At 38.7% G+C, this 1,373-nt stretch carries 1 protein-coding gene; it reads right to left on the minus strand.

Going from position 1 to position 1,373, the window contains the following annotated elements:
* Nucleotides 1-1,373: DUF7507 domain-containing protein (locus tag AC1DTM_RS26615; RefSeq protein ID WP_477001295.1), on the minus strand; the 1,373-nt coding region annotated here is incomplete at both ends.

The following is a 1,373-nucleotide window of genomic DNA, read 5'->3' on the forward strand; positions in this document are numbered from 1 at the left end:
TCATTTACCGTTACCGTGCCATTTATAAATAACGTATTCGGATCAATGATATCTGTTAAAACAATATTCGTCACAGGAACTGTACTATCATTTATAACAGCAATTCCATAAGTGACAACATCTCCTACCATCGCTACTTCAAAGTTTGCTCCTTTTGCAACAAATAAGATTGCAGTATTTACCGTTACAATAACTGTATTACTCGTGTCCATCACTGTAACTGGCGGCTCTCCTGGTACTAAAATATATTCTGCTAACGCCCCAGCAACGTTCACTACTGTACCACCATCTGGAAAACTTGTAATCGTAGCTTCGTATGTCACAATCGCCGTCTCACCGACTGGAATGTCTAAAATCGTAAATCCAACCTGCGGATTTACTCCTGGACGTGCTACTCCATTTACTGTTACACTATTTGGTACAAAAACAGCTTCCTGAGATAAGACATCGATAAATTGAACATTCATTGCATCAGCCGTACCAGTATTTAATATACGAACACGGTACATTACCGTTTCTCCTACTCCAACAATTGAATTGTCTACTTCTTTCAGCATATCTAAACTGCCTCTATTTACTGGTGTTACTGTCGTATTACTTGAATTCGTAATTGTAAACGGCAGTTCTCCTGGAATCAATTCGAAATCACCCGTTACTCTCGCTGTATTCATAATGCTACTAGAAGGTGGAATTTCGATTACATTTACTTCAAATGTGATTAATACGCTATCCCCTACTGCAAGATCCGGTAATGAAAAGCCTACAAAAGGATTTAAACCTACTTGCGGAATCCCATTTATCTCCACACTTCCTGGAACGAATTCTAAATCAGGTGATGTAACGTCAATAAACTGAACATTTGTCGCAGTTACCGTTCCCGTGTTTGTAACTTGCACACTATAAGTTAACGTATCCCCTAATCGTGTTGCTTGCTTATTTACAGTTTTTATGACACTGAATCGGCCTCTATTTACCCTTGTTATCGTCGTATTACTCGGCTCTGTTACTACAACTGGTGGTTCTCCTGGCACTAAAGTAAAGCTCCCTGTTATATTTGCAACATTCGTAATTGTTCCTGACGATGGGATGGTTGTAACTGTCGCTTGAAACGTCACTATAACCGTGTCACCAACGAGTATATCTCCAACTTCAAATCCAGTAATCGGATTTAAGTTTGGTTGCAGAACTCCATTTACTGTTACACTATTCGGTACAAATGACGCTCCTGCTGAAATCGTATCAATAAACTGAACATTATTAGCTGTTACTGTTCCCGTATTCGTTATTTGTATCGTATACGTTAATACATCTCCAACTAGAGTAGCGGCTCTATTTACTTGTTTAATAACATTAAAGCGTCCTCTATTTACAGT

This window comes from Bacillus sp. P4_D3, from assembly GCF_056401855.1.